Genomic DNA, 13,882 nt, shown 5'->3' with positions numbered 1-13,882 from the left:
GGTGACCATGGCGACGACAACGGATGCGGCGGCGAACGCGCTGGGGTACGAGCAGGCTCGCGACGAGCTGATCGAGGTCGTGCGCCGCCTGGAGGCGGGCGGCACGACGCTGGAGGAGTCGCTGGCCCTGTGGGAGCGCGGCGAGGAGCTGGCAAAGACGTGCCGGCGCTGGCTGGAGGGCGCGCGGGCCCGGCTGGACGCGGCGCTGGCCTCGGAGGATTCGGAAGAGGCAGCAGCGGCAGCAGCGGCCGAGGGCGGCCCGGAGGGCTCCGAAGAGCGGGCCTGACCAGGCCGTACGTCACCAGGAGCAGGCGGGCCCGGCCGCGCCCGGCATCGCTTGTTGAAGTTTCAGTTGAATTTTCATCCACTTGTCGTACAGTGGGTAGCGCAAGCCTCCCCCGTTTCACACGCAAGTAGGTGCCCCATGTCCCTCGCCCTCGACTCCGCCGCCCAGGACCTGCTCTTCCGCGAGGCCCACACGGCCAACGCCTTCTCCGCCGAGCCGGTGACCGACGAGCAGATCCAGGCGATCTACGACCTGGTGAAGTACGCCCCCACCGCGTTCAACCAGTCGCCGCTGCGCATCGTGCTGATCCGCTCGGAGGAGGCCCGTGAGCGCCTCGCGCCCCTCATGGCCGAGGGCAACCGCGACAAGACCGTGAGCGCCCCGCTCGTCGCGATCCTCGCCGCGGACAACGAGTTCCACGAGGAGCTGCCGACGCTGTTCCCGGCCTTCCCGCAGGCCAAGGACGTCTTCTTCGCGGAGCGCCCGGTCCGGGAGAAGTCCGCCGCGTCCAACGGCGCCCTCCAGGCCGCCTACTTCATCCTCGGCATCCGCGCCGCCGGCCTGGCCGCCGGCCCGATGACCGGCTTCGACTTCGCGGGCGTCCAGAAGGAGTTCCTGGACGACGACCACACCCCGCTGATGATCGTCAACATCGGCAAGCCGGCCGAGGAGGGCTCCTACCGCCCGCGCTCGCCGCGCCTGTCCTACGAGCAGGTCGTCACCACCGTCTGAGCCCCGCGCCCGGTCCCGCACGGGACACCGGCGGCACCCGGCCGTCGCGCTCTAGCCGTTCCCGGCGCCCTTCACGGCGCCCTTCTCGGCCTTGAGCGCGGCGGCCATCTGCATGAGCCGCTCGTGCGAGGCGGTCCCGGTGACGACCGTGGTCACACCCTTCTCCTCCCGCACGAGCGCGTTGTACTTCTGGCCCTCGTACTGCCGCCACGTGACGTCGCCGACGCGCTGCGTCTTCGGCGTCTTCACCGCGCGCCGGCTCGCGTCGTCGATGAAGGCCCCGGCCGGCCCGTCGCTCTGCTCCACGGCCACGTACTCGGTGTCCGGGTCGAGGAAGCCCAGGTGCCAGACGGAACCGTCCTTGCCGCCCGCCTTGTAGGAGACGGAGGTGGCGCGCCAGTCGCCGCCGAGCCCGTCGGGGGCCGCGACCGGGTACGGCGCCGCGCGCCGCGCCGTGTCGAGCTCGACGCGGTAGTCGACGGTGCGCACCGGGTCCTTGCTGTCGTCGTGCGGGATGAAGACATAGCTGACGAAGGCCACGGGGATCACCGCCGCCATCGCGAGCACCATGTTCCGGACGGTCTGCGCCTTGGGATTCCTACCTGCCACGCCCCCATCGTCCCCCATGGCCGGACCGATCTTCCCGCGGCCCCTCCGGGAGACCTTGACGCCGCTCATGCGTGGGGCCCCCTGCTCACACTCGCAGTGAGCAGATAAAGTCATCAGCACCCTCACCTTCTGCCCCTTTCGGGGGAGAGGGGTCCCTGCGGCCGTCGCCGTACAGAAAGGTTGCGCTCCGATGACCGAGCATCATCTGCCGTCCCAGCTCGAGGTCAGCCCCGAGGCCCCCGACCGCAACCTCGCCCTGGAGCTCGTCCGGGTCACCGAGGCAGGCGCCATGGCATCGGGCCGCTGGGTCGGCCGGGGTGACAAGAACGGCGCGGACGGCGCCGCGGTCAAGGCCATGCGCGCGCTGATCGGCACCGTCTCGATGAACGGCGTCGTCGTCATCGGCGAGGGCGAGAAGGACAACGCCCCCATGCTCTACAACGGCGAGCGCGTGGGCGACGGCACCGGTGCCGAGTGCGACGTCGCCGTCGACCCGGTGGACGGCACGACCCTCACCGCCAAGGGCATGGCCAACGCCGTGTCCGTGATGGCCGTCGCCGACCGCGGCACCATGTTCGACCCGTCCGCCGTGTTCTACATGGACAAGCTGGTCACCGGCCCCGAGGCGGCGGACTTCGTCGACATCACCGCGCCGGTCGCGGTCAACATCCGCCGGATCGCCAAGGCGAAGCACTCCTCGCCCGAGGACGTCACCGTCGTCGTCCTGGACCGCCCCCGCCACGACGGCCTGGTCAAGGAGATCCGCGAGGCGGGCGCCCGCATCAAGTTCATCGCCGACGGCGACGTCGCCGGCGCGATCATGGCGGCCCGCGAGGGCACCGGCGTGGACCTGCTGCTGGGCGTCGGCGGCACGCCGGAGGGCATCATCGCGGCCTGCGCGATGAAGTGCATGGGCGGCACCATCCAGGCCCGGCTGTGGCCGAAGGACGACGAGGAGCGGCAGCGCGCGATCGACGCGGGCCACGACCTCGACCGCGTCCTGCAGACGGACGACCTGGTCAGCGGCGAGAACGTGTTCTTCGTGGCGACCGGCATCACCGACGGCGAGCTGCTGCGCGGGGTGCGGTACCGCGCGGAGACGGCGACCACGCAGTCGCTGGTGATGCGGTCGAAGTCGGGCACGATCCGGCAGATCGACTCGACGCACCGCCTGTCGAAGCTTCGCGCCTACAGCACGGTGGACTTCGAGCGCCCCAGCTAGGGCTTCCCGGGCCTTCGGCCCGAGAACCCCTCGGCCGCGGGGCGGGCGCCCAGCGGAGACCGCCCCGCGGCCGAGGGGTGCGCTTCAGCCCGCCGCGGCGACCCGCGTGGCGCGGGCCAGCTCCGCCTCGCGGCGGCGCCGGCGGGCCAGCACCACCCGGCGCTCGGCGGCGGTGAGACCGCCCCACACCCCGTAAGGCTCCGGCTGCAGCAAGGCGTGCTCACGGCACTCGACCATCACGGGGCATCGCGCGCACACGCGCTTGGCCGCCTCTTCGCGCGACAACCGGGCAGCCGTCGGTTCCTTGGATGGTGCGAAGAAGAGCCCGGCTTCATCCCGGCGGCACACCGCCTCCGAATGCCAGGGGCCGGCCTGATCCCGCGCGGAAGAAATCCGCGGGGACGGTACGGCGGCTTCCTGCAGGGGCTGATGCGGTAGCAGCACGGTCTACTCCTGACGACGGCTTTTGCTTGGCCGGTTGAGTCACCCTTGCCCGCCTCCACTGCGCACGGCCATTCGCACCGGCAGCCGTACGAGAGACGATGCACCAAGCTTTACCCGCTGTGCGCGTGCTTATTCACACCGTTGCCATGAGCGGAACGCGGTAACCCGCAGTAAGTTTCCGGCAACAGGCCGCGCGGGGCCCCCGAGAGGCCGCCGCGCGGACCGCCATCAGCCGCCCGCGCGAAGGTTCTTGAGCCGCTTGCCCCGCTTCGGCTTCGCGTCCACACCGCCGAAGACCGCGAACCCGGTGAGGGAGACGACCGGTGCGTCGGAGTCCGGCGCCTCGACCGCCGTCACGTCGAAGCCGCCGAAGATCCCGGTGCCCGTGGAGCGCAGGGTCACGTTCTCCGGGACCCTGATCTCGATGCCGCCGAAGACGGCGGTGGCGTTGATGACGATCTCCTGCTGCTCGAAGACCGCCTCGGTCAGGTCGATCTCGATGCCGCCGAAGAGCGCGAACGCGTTCGTGCGCCGGCTCACCCGCCAGCGCCCCTTGCGCGCCGCGCCGCCGAAGACCGCGACGAGGTTCTCGGCGGGGGCCGCGCCGGGGGAGTACGCCGAGGCCTCGTAGGGGCGCGCGGGCGCCGCCGGCCCGGCCCGGCCGGCCTCCGGCAGGTCGCTCACCAGCGGCTCCAGCTCGCCGAGCGTCTTGGCGCGGTAGACCTCGCCGATCCGCTCGGAGTGCTCCTCGGCGGTGATCCGCCCCTCCGCCATGGCATTGCGCAGGATGTCCGCGAACCGGTCGCGGTCGGCGTCGGAGGCGCGCAGCGCGGGCGGCGCGGGGGCCGGAGCGGGCGCGGGCGCCCCCTGCTGGGGGCGCTTCTCAAGGGAGTGCTTTTCGAACGATGGCTCTTCCACGGCAAGCAGGGTAGCCAATCGCGATAGATCGCGATAGAGGGTGGACGGAGCGCGGGTGAGCCTTACCTCACAAGACCACTCCCCCGCGCGCGGCCTACGCTGGTAGGCGCTGTCGAGGACGCCAGCCACCACTGCCTGCCGAGTGAGGAACGTGCCGCACATGTCTGCCTCTGAGTTCGCCTATACGGACCTCCTGCCCCTGGGCGAGGACACCACTCCGTACCGCCTGGTCACCTCCGAGGGCGTGTCGACCTTCGAGGCCGACGGCCGCACCTTCCTCAAGGTGGAGCCCGAGGCGCTGCGCAAGCTGGCCGCCGAGGCGATGCACGACATCTCCCACTACCTGCGCCCGGCCCACCTCGCGCAGCTGCGGAAGATCCTCGACGACCCGGAGGCGTCCCCCAACGACCGCTTCGTCGCCCTCGACCTGCTCAAGAACGCCAACATCGCCGCGGCCGGCGTGCTGCCGATGTGCCAGGACACCGGCACGGCCATCGTCATGGGCAAGCGCGGTCAGAACGTGCTGACCGGGGGCGAGGACGAGAAGGCCCTCTCGCACGGCATCTTCGACGCCTACACCGAGCTCAACCTGCGCTATTCGCAGATGGCCCCGCTGACCATGTGGGACGAGAAGAACACCGGCTCCAACCTGCCCGCGCAGATCGAGCTGTACGCGACCGACGGCGGCGCCTACAAGTTCCTCTTCATGGCCAAGGGCGGCGGCTCGGCCAACAAGTCCTTCCTCTTCCAGGAGACGAAGGCCGTGCTCAACGAGGCGAGCATGATGAAGTTCCTGGAGGAGAAGATCCGCTCGCTCGGCACGGCGGCCTGCCCCCCGTACCACCTGGCGATCGTCGTCGGCGGCACCTCCGCCGAGTACGCGCTGAAGACCGCCAAGTACGCCTCCGCGCACTACCTGGACGAGCTGCCGGAGGAGGGCTCCGCGCTCGGCCACGGCTTCCGCGACAAGGAGCTGGAGGACAAGGTCTTCGAGCTGACGCAGAAGATCGGCATCGGCGCCCAGTTCGGCGGCAAGTACTTCTGCCACGACGTGCGCGTCGTCCGCCTGCCGCGGCACGGCGCGTCCTGCCCGGTCGCCATCGCCGTCTCCTGCTCCGCCGACCGCCAGGCGCTCGCGAAGATCACGCCCGAAGGCGTCTTCCTGGAGCAGCTGGAGACCGACCCGGCGCGCTTCCTCCCCGAGACCACCGACGAGCACCTCGAGTCCGAGGGCGACGTCGTCCGGATCGACCTCAACCGCCCCATGGACGAGATCCTCGCGGAGCTGACCAAGTACCCCGTGAAGACCCGGCTCTCGCTGACCGGACCGCTCGTCGTGGCCCGCGACATCGCACATGCGAAGATCAAGGAGCGGCTGGACGCGGGCGAGGAGATGCCGCAGTACCTCAAGGACCACCCGGTCTACTACGCCGGCCCGGCCAAGACCCCCGAGGGCTACGCGTCCGGCTCCTTCGGCCCGACGACGGCCGGCCGCATGGACTCCTACGTCGAGCAGTTCCAGGCCGCGGGCGGCTCCAAGGTGATGCTCGCCAAGGGCAACCGCAGCAAGCAGGTCACCGACGCGTGCGGCAGCCACGGCGGCTTCTACCTCGGCTCGATCGGCGGCCCGGCGGCCCGCCTCGCGCAGGACTGCATCAAGAAGGTCGAGGTCCTGGAGTACGAGGAGCTCGGCATGGAGGCGGTCTGGAAGATCGAGGTCGAGGACTTCCCGGCGTTCATCGTCGTGGACGACAAGGGCAACGACTTCTTCGTCGACCCGGCCCCGGCGCCGACGTTCACCAGCATTCCGGTCCGTACGAAGTAGTCCCGCAAGCCGGGTTGTGGGCAGTCGTTCCGCAGGGCGGAACGGGTGGGCACAACCCGGCCCCACGGCGGGTCAGCCGCTACGCGAACCGCTGTGACCCCGACCCGTCACACGCCTGCAGCCGCACCGGGTCCTTGGCCGCCCCCAGCGTCAGGCACAGCCCACCCGCCGCGACGGGCCGCACCGTGGCACCGTTCCGTACGAACTGCTGGTTCGCACCCCCGTGGCAGTCCCACAACACCACGGCCGTCCCCGCCGCGTACTTCCCGCCGGGAACGTCCACGCACCGGTCGTGCGACAGCGCCGTCCGCAGCGCCTTGGTGCCGGAGTCGTAGGCCCACTCCTGGTTGCGGTTGCCCGTGCAGTCCCAGCCGCCGACGGTGGTGCCGTTGCGGCTGCTTGCCGCGTAGGCGTCGACGCACGTGCCCGTGGCCTCGTTCTTCAGGGGCCGGAAGGCGTCGTCCCACGCGCCCTTGGTCAGCACCGGCGTGCCCGTGCTCGCGGGGTCGGCGCAGCCGGCCTCCTGCCAGCCGGAGCGGTAGAGCTGGGTCAGGCAGGACGCGAACGCGCCGTGGCCGCGCTGGTTGGGGTGGAAGGACTGCCGGACGGAGTTCTCGTTCGGCGGGAAGGGGTTGGTCACGTCGACGTAGAGCCCGCGGGCCCAGGTGTTGTCCGTGCACACCTCGTGGCCGTGGAAGAGGCGGGAGTTGTCGAGGTAGAGGGCTCCGGTGTCGCGGGCGGCCCTGCGCATGCCGCGCTCGAAGGCGGGCACGGCGGCGTTGCGGCCCCACGCGGCGTCGGAGGTGTAGCCGACGCAGCCGCCGGGGAGCTTGCCGGGGAAGGACGGGTTGTCCTCGAAGTCGGGGCCGATGGGGCTGGGGTAGCCCATGAGGACGAGTTTGTAGTCGCCGTCGGCGTAGCCGGCGTCCTTCATGACCGTGCGCAGGTCCCGTACGGTCTGCTCGACCTTGGGCACGAGGCCGTCGACGCGGGCCTGCCAGCCGGGCGCGTACTTGGGCTGACAGGCGCCCTGGAGGGTCAGGTAGCGGGTGACGCAGTCGGTGATGACGGGCCCGAACTGCAGGTCGTCGTTGGCGCCGGCGACGAGCAGGACCAGCTTCACGCGGGTGTTGCGGGCCTTGATCGCGAGGCTGTCGCTCTGGACGAGCTCGTCCGCGTACTGCTTGGAGCCGCCGATGCGGATGTTGCCCGTGTAGGCCCCGGAGCAGGCGACGTTGTAGGTGACGTCCGCGGGGATGCCGGTGCGGTGGATGGCGGCGTCGGGCGAGCGGTGGCACCAGTTGTCCGGGCCGTTGGTGCCCGGCTCGTAGCTGCCGACGCCCTCGCCGGAGATCTCGCTGTCGCCGAGCGAGAGCAGTGCGGACTTGCGCTGCTCCAGGGGCCGCACGGCGGCGTCACCGTAGAGCTTGACGGCCTCGGCGGCGCGGATCTTCTCCAGCTCGGGCGACAGGGGCGCCGCGGCGGCGGTACGGGCCGCGGGGTGGGGTGCGTGCGGGGCGTGGGCCGCGTGGGCGGCGGGTCCGGTGACGGCAAGGCCGCCGAACGCCGCGGCGAGCGCGGCGACGGCGGCGAGTGAACAGCGCAGGGTGGGTCTGCGTGTCAAGGTGGCCTCCCCGATTTCAGTTGTTACCCGCGGTATTTACTAGGCGGTAGTGCCCTTTGGGAACACGGTGAACCGGACAAACGCTTGCTCTGTCAGGAGGTAAGTGACGATGACCGATGGTGAGCAGTACCGGATCGAGCACGACTCGATGGGCGAGGTGCGGGTGCCGGCGGACGCCAAGTGGCGGGCGCAGACCCAGCGCGCGGTGGAGAACTTCCCGGTGAGCGGGCAGCGGCTGGAGCGGGCGCACATCGAGGCGCTGGCCCGGATCAAGGCCGCCGCGGCCAGGGTCAACGCCGAGCTCGGCGTGGTCGGCAAGGACGTGGCCGAGGCGATCGAGGCCGCGGCGGGCGAGGTCGCCGAGGGGCGCTGGGACGACCACTTCCCCGTGGACGTCTTCCAGACCGGCTCCGGCACCTCCTCCAACATGAACGCCAACGAGGTCATCGCCACCCTGGCGAGCGAGCGCCTGGGCAGCCCGGTGCACCCCAACGACCACGTGAACGCGTCGCAGAGCTCCAACGACGTCTTCCCGTCCAGCATCCACATCGCGGCGACGGCCGCCGTCACCGGCGACCTCGTCCCCGCGCTGGAGCACCTCGCGGCGGCCCTGGAGCGCAAGGCGGAGGAGTTCGCCGAGGTCGTCAAGTCCGGCCGTACGCACCTGATGGACGCCACACCGGTGACGCTGGGCCAGGAGTTCGGCGGCTACGCCGCGCAGGTCCGCTACGGCGTCGAGCGGCTGCGCGCCTCCCTGCCGCGCCTGGCCGAACTCCCCCTGGGCGGCACGGCGGTCGGCACCGGCATCAACACGCCGCCCGGCTTCTCCGGAGCCGTCATCGCCGAGGTCGCCCGCACGACCGGGCTGCCGCTGACCGAGGCCCGGAACCACTTCGAGGCGCAGGGCGCCCGCGACGGTCTGGTGGAGACCAGCGGCCAGCTGCGCACGATCGCCGTCGGCCTCACCAAGATCGCCAACGATCTGCGCTGGATGGGCTCGGGCCCGCGGGCCGGGCTGGCCGAGATCAGCCTGCCGGACCTGCAGCCCGGCTCCTCGATCATGCCGGGCAAGGTCAACCCGGTCATCTGCGAGGCCGTGCTGATGGTGGCCGCCCAGGTCACCGGCAACGACGCGACGGTCGCGACCGCGGGCGCCGCCGGGAACTTCGAGCTCAACGTGATGCTCCCGGTCATGGCGAAGAACGTCCTGGAGTCGGTGCGGCTGCTCGCCAACGCCTCCCGGCTGCTGGCCGACCGCACGGTCGACGGCATCACCGCCGACGTGGAGCGCGCCCGCGAGTACGCGGAGTCGTCCCCGTCCGTCGTCACGCCCCTCAACCGCTACATCGGCTACGAGGAGGCGGCGAAGGTGGCGAAGAAGTCCCTTGCGGAGCGGAAGACGATCCGCCAGGTCGTTCTCGAATCGGGGTACGTGGAGCGGGGTCTGCTGACCTTGGAGCAGCTGGACGAGGCGCTGGACGTGCTGCGGATGACGCGGCCGTAGCCGCCGTCCGTGCGGCGGGCGTCATCCGGGCCGCGGCCCTGCACGGCACCGCCGGTGCGCCACGTCGTGGTGCCGCGCCGTCGCGGCGGGAGGAGACGCCGGCCACCGGCTGAACTGCTCCGCCGCCGCGGCGGGAAACCCCCGCGGCGAGGGTCCGGGGGAAGGGCCGGCGGGCGCGACCACGTGCCGAAGGGCAGTCCGGCCGAAGGGCATGGCACACATCACGGCGCGCCCTCACCACCGCCACCTAGGATCTCCGCATGACAGCGGATGCGGACGCGGAGACGGTCGAGACGGCAAGCGCGAGCGGAAGCGCACCTTCCTGGGCGCCGGGGGAACAGATCCTCTGGCGCTACCGGGGCAATGCCACCGACCGCGTCCACATCTGCCGCCCCGTCACCGTCGTGCAGGACACCGCCGACCTGCTCGCCGTCTGGGTCGCTCCGGGCACCGCGTGCGTGCGGCCGCTGCTCGCCGACGGCACCCCGGTCCACCAGGAGCCCCTCGCCACGCGCTACACCAAGCCCCGCACCACGCAGGTCGCCCCGTGGTCCGGCACCGGGGTGCTGAAGCTCGCCCGGCCCGGCGAGCCGTGGTCCGTCTGGCTGTTCTGGGACCGTGACTGGCGCTTCAAGAACTGGTACGTCAACCTCGAGGAGCCGCTGACCCGCTGGGCGGGCGGCGTGGACTCCGAGGACCACTTCCTCGACATCGCCGTCTACCCGGACCGCAGCTGGCAGTGGAAGGACGAGGACGAGTTCGCGCAGGCGCAGCAGGCGGGCCTGATGTCCGCCGGGCAGGCCGAGCGGGTGCGCGCCGCAGGCCGGTCCGCGGTCGAGCGGATCGAGGCCTGGGCCGCGCCGTTCGCCGCGGGCTGGGAGGACTGGCGGCCGGACCCGGCCTGGCCCGTACCCGCCCTGCCAGCCGACTGGGACCGTTCTCCGGCCCGGATCCGGGCATGATCCGCACGGATTCGACGGCAAGGCGGCCAACCGCTTGGCACCGGCCCGCCGGGCAACCGTAGGATCGGCCTCCGCGGTACTGCACAGCAGCACGGCACGAGCACGGCACGAACAGAGCACGGCATGTGACGCTTGTTCAGGGAATACGGTCAACGGTCACAGGGAGGGCGGGCGCCGTGAGCGGTGACGGGAACCGGCAGGACTACGACGGCTACGCCCGCCCGGGGCTCGACCGGAGCGGGCAGGCGGAGGCGTTCGACGCGATCGGCCACCGCTACGACGAGGCCTTCCCGCACAAGGAGGGCCAGCTCGGCGCGGGCGCCTGGCTCGCGGCCGCCCTGCCGCCCGGCTCCCGCGTCCTGGACGTCGGCTGCGGCACCGGACTGCCGACCGCGCGGCAGCTGGCCGACGCGGGCCACCGCGTCGTGGGCGTCGACCTCTCGCCCGGCATGCTGGAACTGGCCCGGGACAACGTCCCCAAGGCCGAGTTCCACCAGGCGGACCTCGCGGAGCTGCGGGACGGCCGCCTCGGCGTCTTCGACGGCGTGGCCGCGTTCTTCTCGCTGCTGATGCTGCCCCGCGCGGAGATCCCGCACGCGCTGCGGATGCTCCACGGGCTGCTGAGACCCGGCGGGTTGCTCGCCCTGTCGATGGTCGAGGCCGACGTGGACGACTACGCGATCCCGTTCCTGGGCAACACGATCCGGGTATCCGGATACCTGCGGGACGAACTGCGCCAGGTCGTGCGCGAAGCGGGTTTCGAAGTCGCCGGGGAGCACTCGCTGGCGTACGCCCCGGCGAGTACGGACGTGCCACCCGAGATCCAGCTCTTCCTCAATCTGCGACGCGCCTGACCCACGGTGCACCCGCGCGAGCGGGCGCACGGCCCCGACGGATGGAACCCCACGCGTGACGGAGCACACCGACTCCCACGGAAACCAGCGGATCGCCGCGGTGCGGCAGGCCGCCGCACCCGCCGCTGCCTCTGCCCCGGATCCGGAACCGGGTCGTCCGCGACCGGCCTCCGGGCCGGGGCCGCAGGGCGTGCCGCCCCAGCGGCGCGAGGACGCCCACGCGGGCACGCGCCCGGCCGCGGACGACCCGGCGGGCGGCCCTGCCGACCGCGCCCGCACACGCGCGAGCTCGCACCCGGAGCCGGAGGGCCTCCCGGACGGGGGCGCCCCGGTGGCGCCGGGCCCGGCGCCCGCGCCCACGGGATCCCGGAGCACCGGGTCCGAGGCCGCGCAGCCCGGGGCCACCCGGTCCCCCGCCCCGGCCTCCGGGACCACCGGCTCACCGGCCGGAGAGCCCCGGCCCGCCGGATCCCGCACCAGCAGGTCGCGGGCCGCCGGGTCCGGGGCCGAGGAGCCTCAGGCCGCCCGGTCCCGCCGGGGCACCCGTTCGCGGGCCGCCGGATCCCCGGCCGAAGAGTCGCTGCCCGACGGGTCGCGGGCCACCCGGCCTCAGGCCGGTGCGGTCCCGGCCGCAGGCCCCCGCGGCGGCGGATCCCGTGCCCGTACGCCCGAGGCGGCCTCCGCTGCGCTGCCCGCCGCCACGGCCGAGCGCGCGCCCGCGGTGGCCTCTGACAACGATGCCCGCGAGCCCGCCGCAGGCGCCCCGCAGCCGGAAGGAGCCGCCGGAGCCGCGAACAGCGACGACGGTGCCCCGGCCACCGCGCCCACCGCTCACCGGGCCGGGCCGGAAGGCACCGGCGGCGCGTCGGCCGCCGCGGCGAGCGGCCCGGACGCCGAGGCCGCCGGTCACCCGGGGCGGGAGGGCACCGGTGCGCGGGCCACCGCGCCGGCGGAAGCCACCGGCCGCCCAGCCGTCACGGCCGGCGGCCCGGACGGCGGAAGCGGCCCGGACCCGCGGTCGAAGGGCACCTCCCCCGCCACCACGGACACCGCTCACCACCCGGCCACGGAGGCCGCCGGTCACCCGGTCCCGGCAGGGCCCGAGGGCGCCGGCCACCCCGCCGGAGGCGAGCGGCTGCGGTTCGTCGGGGCCGCCACGCGGCGGATCGCCCGCGGGATCGACCTGGACGAGATCGTGCTCGGCCTGTGCCGGGCCACCGTGCCGACGTTCGCCGACGCCATCCTCGTCTACCTGCGCGACCCGCTGCCGGTCGGCGACGAGCGGCCCGTCGGCCCCGTCGTGCTGCGGCTGCGCCGCACCGACCAGCTGCCCGAGCACGTCCGCGGCGCGGGCGAGGGCGACGCCGCGGACCCCGGCGCCGAGCGCCCCGAGCCCGTACCGGATCTCGCCGGCTGTGCCGCCGAGCGGTGCGAGGTGCGCATAGGGGGGCCGCTCGCGGAAGTGCTGCGGGGCGTCAGACCCGTCTTCGGGGACTCCTCCGCCGCGCGGGCGGCCCTTCCCGAGCTGCTGGGCGACGAGCGTCCGGTCCCGGACCGGCACCGCACGATCCTGGCGCCGCTGCGGGGGCGGCGCCGGGTGATCGGCGCCGCGGTGTTCGTCCGCCGCCCGGACCGGGCCGCGTTCGAGAACGACGACCTCCTGGTGGCGGCGCAGCTGGCCACCCACACCGCCCTGGGAGTCGACAAAGCCGTGCTCTACGGCCGCGAGGTGTACATCGCGGACGAGCTGCAGCGCACGATGCTGCCCGACTCCCTCCCCCAGCCGACCGGCGTCCGGCTCGCCAGCCGCTACCTGCCGGCCGCCGAGACCGCCCGCGTCGGCGGCGACTGGTACGACGCGATCCCCCTGCCGGGCAACCGCGTCGCCCTCGTCGTCGGCGACGTCATGGGCCACTCCATGACCTCCGCCGCGATCATGGGCCAGCTGCGCACGACCGCGCAGACCCTGGCGGGCCTGGACCTGCCCCCGGCCGAGGTGCTGCACCACCTGGACGAGCAGGCCCAGCGCCTCGGCTCGGACCGCATGGCCACCTGCATGTACGCGGTGTACGACCCGGTCGCGCACCGCATCGTGATCGCCAACGCGGGGCATCCGCCGCCGATACTGCTGCACCGCGGCGGCCGCGCGGAGGTCCTGCGCGTCCCGCCGGGCGCGCCGATCGGCGTGGGCGGGGTCGACTTCGAGGCCGTGGAGCTGGACGCCCCCGCCGGGGCGACGCTGCTGCTCTACACGGACGGCCTGGTGGAGTCGCGGCTGCGGGACGTGTGGACGGGCATAGAGCAGCTGCGCGAGCGGCTGATCGAGACCGCCCGGCTGACCGGCCCGAACCCGCCGCCCCTGGAGCCCCTGTGCGACGAGGTGCTGGGCATGCTCGGCCCGGGCGACCGGGACGACGACATCGCCCTGCTCGCGGCCCGCTTCGAGGGCATCGCACCCAGCGACGTCGCGTACTGGTTCCTGGACCCGCGCCCGCAGACGGCCCGCCAGGCGCGCCGACTGGCCCGCCGCGCGCTGACCCGCTGGGGCTTGGAGGAGCTCACGGACGCCGTGGAGCTGCTGGTCAGCGAGGTGATCACGAACGCCGTGCGGTACGCCGAGCGGCCGATCACGCTGCGCCTGCTGCGCACGGACGTGCTGCGCTGCGAGGTCGGCGACGACGTGCCGCAGCTGCCGCGGCTGCGCCAGGCCCGGCCGTCGGACGAGGGCGGCCGCGGGCTGTACCTGGTCAACCGGCTGGCCCGGCGGTGGGGCGCGACCCGGCTGAGCACGGGCAAGGTGGTGTGGTTCGAGCTGGCGCTGCCGTCGCACGCGCGGTGACACCGCGCGACGCCCTCCGGTGACGCCTCGGCGATTCGCCCGGGGCGTCACTCGTACGCCGTG

Annotated in this window: 12 protein-coding genes; 8 read left to right on the top strand and 4 right to left on the bottom strand. The window is 73.1% G+C overall.

The features are described from left to right. The first annotated feature begins 7 nt into the window (after window positions 1-7). On the top strand, window positions 8-286 hold the full coding sequence (locus ACOTKD_RS17770; RefSeq protein ID WP_424889945.1) for an exodeoxyribonuclease VII small subunit: 279 nt from the start codon (window positions 8-10) through the stop codon (window positions 284-286). A gap of 138 nt (window positions 287-424) precedes the next feature. Further along, complete coding sequence (locus ACOTKD_RS17765; protein ID WP_424889944.1) at window positions 425-1,018, top strand: malonic semialdehyde reductase; 594 nt, start codon at window positions 425-427, stop codon at window positions 1,016-1,018. A gap of 51 nt (window positions 1,019-1,069) precedes the next feature. Here ACOTKD_RS17765 and ACOTKD_RS17760 read toward each other — a convergent pair whose 3' ends face one another. Next, window positions 1,070-1,627 carry a DUF4245 domain-containing protein gene (locus ACOTKD_RS17760; protein ID WP_424889943.1) on the bottom strand — a complete coding sequence of 186 codons (558 nt, stop codon included), beginning with the start codon at window positions 1,625-1,627 and terminating at the stop codon, window positions 1,070-1,072. Between the two features lie 190 nt (window positions 1,628-1,817). Between ACOTKD_RS17760 and glpX the strand changes: the two genes are divergently transcribed. Further along, window positions 1,818-2,849 (top strand): class II fructose-bisphosphatase, encoded by a 1,032-nt coding sequence (gene glpX / locus ACOTKD_RS17755; RefSeq protein WP_424889942.1) that lies wholly within the window; start codon window positions 1,818-1,820, stop codon window positions 2,847-2,849. 84 nt (window positions 2,850-2,933) lie between these two features. Here the strand turns inward: glpX and ACOTKD_RS17750 are convergent, their stop codons facing one another. Next, window positions 2,934-3,293 (bottom strand): WhiB family transcriptional regulator, encoded by a 360-nt coding sequence (locus tag ACOTKD_RS17750; protein WP_030367536.1) that lies wholly within the window; start codon window positions 3,291-3,293, stop codon window positions 2,934-2,936. Between the two features lie 228 nt (window positions 3,294-3,521). After that, window positions 3,522-4,211 (bottom strand): DUF1707 SHOCT-like domain-containing protein, encoded by a 690-nt coding sequence (locus ACOTKD_RS17745; RefSeq protein WP_424889941.1) that lies wholly within the window; start codon window positions 4,209-4,211, stop codon window positions 3,522-3,524. Between the two features lie 160 nt (window positions 4,212-4,371). Between ACOTKD_RS17745 and ACOTKD_RS17740 the strand changes: the two genes are divergently transcribed. Further along, window positions 4,372-6,036, top strand: coding sequence for a fumarate hydratase (locus ACOTKD_RS17740; protein WP_424889940.1), 1,665 nt, complete (start codon window positions 4,372-4,374; stop codon window positions 6,034-6,036). 79 nt (window positions 6,037-6,115) lie between these two features. On the opposite strand, the gene ACOTKD_RS17735 is transcribed toward ACOTKD_RS17740, so the two are convergent. Further along, on the bottom strand, window positions 6,116-7,660 hold the full coding sequence (locus tag ACOTKD_RS17735; protein ID WP_424889939.1) for a ricin-type beta-trefoil lectin domain protein: 1,545 nt from the start codon (window positions 7,658-7,660) through the stop codon (window positions 6,116-6,118). Between the two features lie 109 nt (window positions 7,661-7,769). Here ACOTKD_RS17735 and ACOTKD_RS17730 point away from each other — a divergent pair, with 109 nt between their 5' ends. The 4 genes from ACOTKD_RS17730 to ACOTKD_RS17715 all read left to right on the top strand — a co-directional run bounded on the left by ACOTKD_RS17730 (window position 7,770) and on the right by ACOTKD_RS17715 (window position 13,819). Further along, entirely contained in the window at window positions 7,770-9,164 is a 1,395-nt protein-coding gene (locus ACOTKD_RS17730) for a class II fumarate hydratase (protein WP_424889938.1), read from the top strand. 260 nt (window positions 9,165-9,424) lie between these two features. Beyond that, window positions 9,425-10,126 (top strand): cytidylyl-2-hydroxypropylphosphonate hydrolase, encoded by a 702-nt coding sequence (gene fomD / locus ACOTKD_RS17725; protein ID WP_424889937.1) that lies wholly within the window; start codon window positions 9,425-9,427, stop codon window positions 10,124-10,126. A gap of 176 nt (window positions 10,127-10,302) precedes the next feature. Then, window positions 10,303-10,980, top strand: coding sequence for a class I SAM-dependent DNA methyltransferase (locus tag ACOTKD_RS17720; RefSeq protein ID WP_424889936.1), 678 nt, complete (start codon window positions 10,303-10,305; stop codon window positions 10,978-10,980). A 721-nt stretch (window positions 10,981-11,701) separates the two neighbouring features. Beyond that, window positions 11,702-13,819: a SpoIIE family protein phosphatase gene (locus ACOTKD_RS17715; RefSeq protein ID WP_424890175.1), complete on the top strand. Its 2,118-nt coding sequence runs from the start codon at window positions 11,702-11,704 to the stop codon at window positions 13,817-13,819. The last annotated feature ends 63 nt before the right edge of the window (window positions 13,820-13,882 follow it).

The organism is Streptomyces sp. XH2 (assembly GCF_049725035.1).
GTDB classification, from domain to species: Bacteria; Actinomycetota; Actinomycetes; order Streptomycetales; family Streptomycetaceae; genus Streptomyces; species Streptomyces roseoverticillatus.
Note: the sequence above shows the minus strand (reverse complement) of the source record. Positions and strands in the feature narration are given on the sequence as shown.

What these genes read in the sequence shown, in the direction of transcription:
- ACOTKD_RS17770 (WP_424889945.1), top strand. Translation starts at nt 8, where the DNA reads ATGGCGACGACAACGGATGCGGCGGCGAACGCGCTGGGGTACGAGCAG.
- ACOTKD_RS17765 (WP_424889944.1), top strand. Translation starts at nt 425, where the DNA reads ATGTCCCTCGCCCTCGACTCCGCCGCCCAGGACCTGCTCTTCCGCGAG.
- glpX (WP_424889942.1), top strand. Translation starts at nt 1,818, where the DNA reads ATGACCGAGCATCATCTGCCGTCCCAGCTCGAGGTCAGCCCCGAGGCC.
- ACOTKD_RS17740 (WP_424889940.1), top strand. Translation starts at nt 4,372, where the DNA reads ATGTCTGCCTCTGAGTTCGCCTATACGGACCTCCTGCCCCTGGGCGAG.
- ACOTKD_RS17730 (WP_424889938.1), top strand. Translation starts at nt 7,770, where the DNA reads ATGACCGATGGTGAGCAGTACCGGATCGAGCACGACTCGATGGGCGAG.
- fomD (WP_424889937.1), top strand. Translation starts at nt 9,425, where the DNA reads ATGACAGCGGATGCGGACGCGGAGACGGTCGAGACGGCAAGCGCGAGC.